This is a genomic window from Shewanella sp. UCD-KL21 (assembly GCF_001957135.1).
Lineage (GTDB): Bacteria > Pseudomonadota > Gammaproteobacteria > Enterobacterales > Shewanellaceae > Shewanella.
In genome coordinates this window covers 102,585-108,584 of the sequence record NZ_MPHK01000016.1, presented here as the reverse complement: position 1 = coordinate 108,584, position 6,000 = coordinate 102,585, and the positions used below count along the sequence as shown (strand labels likewise).

At 42.2% G+C, this 6,000-nt stretch carries 5 protein-coding genes and 1 rRNA gene; 3 read left to right on the top strand and 3 right to left on the bottom strand.

The window, feature by feature from the left end:
- Positions 1–463: ribosomal RNA gene (locus BM739_RS14555) — 16S ribosomal RNA — on the bottom strand; the annotation flags it as partial.
- A 595-nt stretch (positions 464–1,058) separates the two neighbouring features.
- Positions 1,059–2,486: a cytochrome c oxidase accessory protein CcoG gene (gene ccoG, locus BM739_RS14550; protein ID WP_076541873.1), complete on the bottom strand. Its 1,428-nt coding sequence runs from the start codon at positions 2,484–2,486 to the stop codon at positions 1,059–1,061.
- A gap of 169 nt (positions 2,487–2,655) precedes the next feature.
- Here ccoG and BM739_RS14545 point away from each other — a divergent pair, with 169 nt between their 5' ends.
- The 3 genes from BM739_RS14545 to BM739_RS14535 all read left to right on the top strand — a co-directional run bounded on the left by BM739_RS14545 (position 2,656) and on the right by BM739_RS14535 (position 4,396).
- Positions 2,656–3,003, top strand: coding sequence for a hypothetical protein (locus BM739_RS14545; RefSeq protein WP_076541871.1), 348 nt, complete (start codon positions 2,656–2,658; stop codon positions 3,001–3,003).
- Positions 3,004–3,090: 87 nt separating this feature from the next.
- Positions 3,091–3,993, top strand: coding sequence for a 1,4-dihydroxy-2-naphthoyl-CoA synthase (locus BM739_RS14540; protein ID WP_076541869.1), 903 nt, complete (start codon positions 3,091–3,093; stop codon positions 3,991–3,993).
- A gap of 190 nt (positions 3,994–4,183) precedes the next feature.
- Positions 4,184–4,396, top strand: a complete 213-nt coding sequence (locus tag BM739_RS14535; protein ID WP_076541867.1) for a DUF2061 domain-containing protein — start codon at positions 4,184–4,186, stop codon at positions 4,394–4,396.
- Between the two features lie 45 nt (positions 4,397–4,441).
- Here BM739_RS14535 and BM739_RS14530 read toward each other — a convergent pair whose 3' ends face one another.
- Complete coding sequence (locus BM739_RS14530; RefSeq protein ID WP_076541866.1) at positions 4,442–5,641, bottom strand: potassium/proton antiporter; 1,200 nt, start codon at positions 5,639–5,641, stop codon at positions 4,442–4,444.
- Between the last annotated feature and the right edge of the window lie 359 nt (positions 5,642–6,000).

The following is a 6,000-nucleotide window of genomic DNA, read 5'->3' as shown; positions in this document are numbered from 1 at the left end:
ACCGTTAACCTTTCCTCCCTACTGAAAGTGCTTTACAACCCGAAGGCCTTCTTCACACACGCGGCATGGCTGCATCAGGCTTTCGCCCATTGTGCAATATTCCCCACTGCTGCCTCCCGTAGGAGTCTGGGCCGTGTCTCAGTCCCAGTGTGGCTGATCATCCTCTCAGAACAGCTAGGGATCGTCGCCTTGGTGAGCCATTACCTCACCAACTAGCTAATCCCACCTAGGTTCATCCAATCGCGAAAGGCCCGAAGGTCCCCTCCTTTCCCCCGTAGGGCGTATGCGGTATTAGCAGTCGTTTCCAACTGTTATCCCCCTCGACTGGGCAGATCCCTAGGCATTACTCACCCGTCCGCCGCTCGTCAGCAAATTAGCAAGCTAATTCCTGTTACCGCTCGACTTGCATGTGTTAGGCCTGCCGCCAGCGTTCAATCTGAGCCATGATCAAACTCTTCAATTAAAGTTTTGTTGAAACATCCACTCTTATAAATAAAAGTAAAGCTTCGGCTCAATGAATTCTGATTTCGATTTAAAGACTCGGAAGAATCTCTAAAACGTTTGTTACATATTGCTATGAACACTCATCGTTACATTGATAATAATTTTGATTGCATCATTCTTTACGAGAAAGAATGGCAATTTCGATTAACTTAATGTCTGTGAATGTCCACACAGATTTCTTGTTTGATTTGTTAAAGAGCGTTGCTAATCATGTAAGAAATATTCTTTCATATCAGCAGCCATTTGACGCTAGGTCGTTGGCTTAGGGATGCGTATTCTACACTTCCCGTTGTTGGCGTCAAGTCATTTTTAAGGTTAATTTAAAATGCTTTTCTGCCTGTTAATTATGACGCTTTAAAAGCAGCTTAATTAACGCTAACACCTTGAGCCTATTGGCCTGTCGCCGTGTCAGTGGATGCGCATTATAGGGAAGTTAAGATTTAGCGCAAGGGCTTTTATGAAGAAAACCATAGAAAATGGCTTGTTCGTTGCTATTTCAAACGAAACGCACAAAAAAGGGACTAACCGTCCCTTTTAAGGCGCTATATCAGGCTTTATTCACCAAAGAATCTTGATTCTTGTTTGATGACAACGGCCTTATCATCAATGGTCGCGGCTACGATTAAGTTAATTTTAGTCACGGTTCGCTCTAATGCTCCTGGATCGACAGCAATACTAATAGGTAAGGTGAGCACTTCACCCGCTTGCACTGATACGGTTTGTGGACCGCTCCATTCATACCCTTCAATACCATCCATCGAAAGTGCATATTGCTGCGCTTGTTCAGTTTTATTAAGCAGCTTTAAGGTATAGGTGTTCTGCACTAAGCCATCGTTGGTTATTCTATATAAAGCATTGCGGTCTCGGATAACATCCATTCGCACCGGGGCAATCGTGGCGCTGGCATAGATAAACACTAAGATCATGACAGTTAACGCCACACCATAACCCACCAATTTCGGTCTTATGATGCTTTCTTTAACGTTTTCTAATTTATTTTCGGTGGTGTAGCTGATAAGTCCCTTGTCATAACCCATGCGCTCCATGGTGGTATCGCATGCATCGATACAGGCGCCGCAGTTAATACACTCATATTGCAGCCCATTACGAATATCAATTCCGGTTGGGCAAACTTGAACACAAAGGTCACAGTCAATACAGTCACCTAGGCCCATTTCTTTAGGGTCTGCTTTACGTGAACGTGGCCCACGGGTTTCACCACGTTTTGCGTCATAACCGACTATATATGTGTTTTTATCAAACATGGCTGCTTGGAAGCGCGCATAAGGGCACATATGTATACACATGATCTCACGCATCCAGCCAGCATTACCGTAGGTTGCTAAGGTAAAGAATACTATCCAGAAATAAATGCCAATACCTGCATTAAGGGTAAACACATCAATATAGACTTCACGGCTTGGCACAAAGTACGACACAAAGGTCATTGCTGTAAGTAATGATATGAGTAACCAAGAAGTGTGTTTGGCTGTTTTACGCCATAGCTTATTAAAGCTCCACGGCATCTGATCTAGCTTGATACGTTTATTACGCGCCCCTTCAAACTTCTCTTCTAACCAGATAAAGATAAATGTCCACACGGTTTGCGGACAAGTGTAGCCACACCAAACGCGCCCGAGATAGGTGGTGACAAAAAACAGTCCAAATGCGGCAATGGTAAAGAGTGCTGCTAATAGGGTTAAATCTTGCGGCCAAATAGTGAGATTAAAGATGTGGAACTTCTGTTCACCCAAATTAAACCACACGGCTTGTCTGTCACCCCAAGACAACCAAGGCAGGATAAGAAAGAAAGATAACGTTGCCCAGCCAATACGGCGTCTTACTGTGGTCCACAGTCCTGTGACAGCACGGACATAGATACTATTACTCGGATTAAAGCGATCCGCTTTACTGGCGTCGGGTTGATGAATCTTGATCCGGGTTTGCTTAGCGTAATCTTTAGCTTGAGATTCTTGTGTCATCTTGATGCCTTACTACTCAAAAAAAGGGGCAAATTCAGTTTAGGTTACAGAAAACGTTATTAATTTAGATAAAAATCGCCTGTAACTGCTACACACTCGTTTATAGAGTGTTAATTGTGTGTATTATACTCGCATTGTTTACACTTATTCACTTTAATTGGACTAAAAGATGAGAGGCTGGATCCTTATAGCACTGATTGGCGGCGTTATTTACTACTTTGCCACCGACACCGACAAACTAGATGAACCTATTGCTGCGGTTGAGTCTGTATTCAACGATGCAGAAAAAAAAATAAAATCAATGACGGGCACTAAGATCACTAGAAAGGAAGAGTTTATCCCCACCATTCCCAGCGATGTGATAGAAAGACTGACAGCTAAAGAGCTTTCTGAACTGAAAAGCGTGTTTACTGATAATGAGTCAGTGAGTGCATTTAAAGATGAGTATTGCGGTTTTGGGCTGACACATCCTGCTATTAGTAAACAAAACCTACAATTTATCTGCGATAAAATATAATTTTTAGCTTTCCTGACCTATGTCAATTGACCTGAGAATTATTTCAGCCTAGCCTTTGGATAATCTATTGAAAAAGGCTAGCAAAAAATGACTCAGCAGGTTTCCGACATATTCGACCCAACACTTTGGGACACTGTAACTGGCTTCGATTTTGAAGACATCACTTATCATCGCGCAAAAGATCAAGGTACGGTGCGTATCGCGATTAACCGCCCCGACTGCCTTAATTCATTCCGCCCTAAAACAGTAGATGAGCTCTACACTGCGTTAGATCATGCCCGCCAATGGTCTGATGTGGGCTGTGTATTAATTACAGGTAACGGCCCTTCAGCAAAAGGGCAGCACTCGTTTTGCGCCGGTGGCGATCAGCGTATCCGTGGTAAAGATGGCTATAAATATGAAGGCGCAGAAGAAGGTAAGCCTGATGTGGCGCGAATGGGCCGCTTGCACATATTAGAAGTACAACGCCTTATCCGCTTTATGCCTAAGGTTGTTATTGCTGTGGTACCTGGCTGGGCTGTTGGCGGTGGCCATAGCTTACATGTGGTGTGTGACCTCACCTTAGCCTCTAAAGAACATGCGGTGTTTAAGCAAACCGATCCTGATGTGGGCAGTTTTGACTCAGGCTATGGTAGTGCTTATTTAGCGAAAATGATTGGCCAAAAACGTGCTCGCGAAATTTTCTTCTTAGGCTTTAATTATACCGCTGATGAAGCCTTTGATATGGGCATGGTTAACCGCTCTATTCCCCATGCTGAACTTGAAACTGAAGCATTAAATTGGGCGAAAGAAATCAACAGTAAATCTCCAACCGCGATGCGTATGCTCAAATATGGCTTTAACTTGCCTGATGATGGTTTAGTTGGACAGCAATTATTTGCTGGTGAAGCCACTCGCTTAGCTTATGGCACAGACGAAGCGCAAGAAGGCCGTGATGCATTTTTAGAAAAGCGCGACCAAGACTTTTCTAAGTTCCCTTGGCATTACTAATAATTGCAGTGGTTTACGATTGTTAAGCGAGAAGATGTAAACAACATAGCGCCATAACAATATTATAAGCCGACCACTTCTCGGTCGGCTTAATTGAAAAATCAAATGACTCCTATCGATAAACTGACCTTTACAACCCAAATGATAATGATTATCATTTATATCAGGTTAATCAAACAGGTCATTCATCATGAAAAAAACAATCTCGTTCGCCATTTTACATTTCAGTGTGGCATTCACTATTACCTATTTACTCACTGGCAGTATTGTCATTGGCGGAACCATCGCATTGTTAGAACCTGCGGTGAACACAGTGGTATTTTACTTTCATGACAAAGCATGGAAGAAGATTGAGCAAAATAAAGCTGCTGAAGCGATGTCAGAGCAACTTATCACAGCTTAAGAGTAAACTATGACTCGACTATGCCTGCGCTAAAGGTAATAAAGGTTACTCTTCTTTATTTTTTTGCTCTAAGCCAAGCTTATTTGCTAGCGGTGCTATTGCTCCGCCCTGAATAAATACTGACATCAGAACAAAGAAGAATACCATATGGACTATATCTATCGCACCAGGAACACCTGCAGCAGCTGGTATAAGTGCAAAGACTATGGGGGTCGCCCCCTTTAAACCAATCATAGAAATGAACAATCGCTTTTTCCAACTGGCCTTCACAAACGGCAAGTAACATAACTGCACCGCTAACGGTCTCGCGACCAAGATAAGTAATAGCCCCGGAATAATAGACACCCAAAAGACACTCATTAATGTCTGCGGGAATATCTGTAAACCTAGCACGATGAACATTAACGCTTGTGCTAACCAAGACAGGCTATTAAAGAAGTGTAAGTTGACCAGCTGCCCACGCTTAATGCCATTACCTATCACCACCCCCGCAATATAAGACGCCAGTAAAATATTACCTCCAAGCATATCAGCACCGTATGTGGCGATAATAAAGGTTGCCAGCACAAATACAGGAATGAGTCCAAACTCAGCTAAGCTAATCTGATTTAATAACTTCACGGCTATTTTTCCGATTAACAGCCCGACGACAATCGCAACCAAAACTTGGGTAACTAAATTCAATGTCAGGGTCGACAGTGCTATCGATTGATGAGATGAAAGCGCCATATCGGTTAATACAATTACCATCAACATCGCTACGGGGTCATTGGTGGCAGATTCAAACTCAAGCACTGTATCGGTTTGCTCTTTCAACTTAAGCTTTTTAGACTCTAAAATTGAAAAAACCGCAGCCGCATCGGTTGAAGATACTATTGCAGCAAATAACAGGCAGGTCAGTAAATCAAAATCTAACAACAGGTAGAGGATCGCTGCAAAAATAATGGTGGTAAAAATAACGCCAAACGACGCCAGTACTCCCCCTTCTTTATATGCGATTTTTATTTTGTCGGTAGAGGTATTTAAGCCCCCCACAAATACAATCACATTGAGTGCTAAACCACCTATCCATGCTGTTTGACTAAGGTTGTCATAAACAAAATTAAATTCGCCATTGCCCAACATTAAACCAACACCCATAAATATCAGTAAAGACGGGATACCTAAGGTGCGAGATGGATGGTGCAATAAAATGCCAATAACGATGAGCAATGAAATTCCAACCATAACCATTTCTGTTGTCATACATTTACCTTATATATTGTGAATAATTGTCGATGCACACTATTGTGCTGAGCATGGCGTTGCGTGCAGCACGCATATTGCGGGCAAGCTTCCCTTAGTTGCTCGCAAATTTGGCAAGGGAAAAGTAAAAATGATGATGTTGTTGTACTCAATACGATGACTTAACCTGATTCAATCTGCGGTTAAGCTTATTAATTGTATATTATTTTAACGCATTAATTAATTGTCATAAAACTTTCATATAAATAGTAATGTGAACATCTGCTGGACAAAAAAACACCTAAACACCAAGTGAATATTAAAATAACCTTAAACACCTATTAAGTTACCCCCCCAAAAAAAGCCTAAAAACAAAGACA